Origin of the sequence: Paenarthrobacter sp. CM16 (assembly GCF_013179505.1) — a bacterium.
In the GTDB taxonomy this organism is placed as follows: Bacteria; Actinomycetota; Actinomycetes; order Actinomycetales; family Micrococcaceae; genus Arthrobacter.
On the sequence record NZ_JABMCX010000607.1, the window covers coordinates 1 to 562 of the forward strand.

Annotated in this window: 1 protein-coding gene; it reads right to left on the reverse strand. The window is 66.0% G+C overall.

What is annotated here, in order from left to right:
* The coding region (locus HP499_RS24785) for a transposase (RefSeq protein ID WP_172326645.1) at positions 1-562 on the reverse strand (562 nt) is incomplete at both ends.

The window sequence follows — 562 nt, forward strand, 5'->3', positions numbered from 1 at the left end:
TTCGTTCCAACGACAGTGACGGTTTGCCGGCCCAGGGCCTCGATGATTTCATCGGCAAGACGTTCACCCATGCGCGGAGCGAGTTTGGTCAGCCGGTTCCCGATCCGACGCCGGCCCGCATGACGGAGCGCTTCAGGGGTAGGCCAGGTACGCAGCAGATCCAGCACCGCCGGGTGGTCCATGTAGGGTCCGAGCACCCTTTCCAAAGCTGGGTGGATCTGCGTGAGCAGCCCGCGGATCCGGTTCGAAGTCGCCGTGGCCTGCTTGGCCAGGTCATCGTCGAACCCACACAGCATGCTCAGCTCAGCGAGCTGCTCATCGACCAACTGAACCGAGCGCAGGGCATGCGGCATGGTCCTGGCGGCCTCGGCGATGATGAACGCATCCCGGGCATCGGTTTTCGCCTCTCCGGGGTGAAGATCCGCGATCCGGCGCATCGCCAGGCCCGGCAGGTAGCCGACCAGCACCCCGGCGGCCTGGGCCACCGCGACGGGAAGCGCACCGATGGTCGCGGGCTGGTCAACAACAAACAGGATCCGGCCGTTGTCCTCCAGCTCGGCCA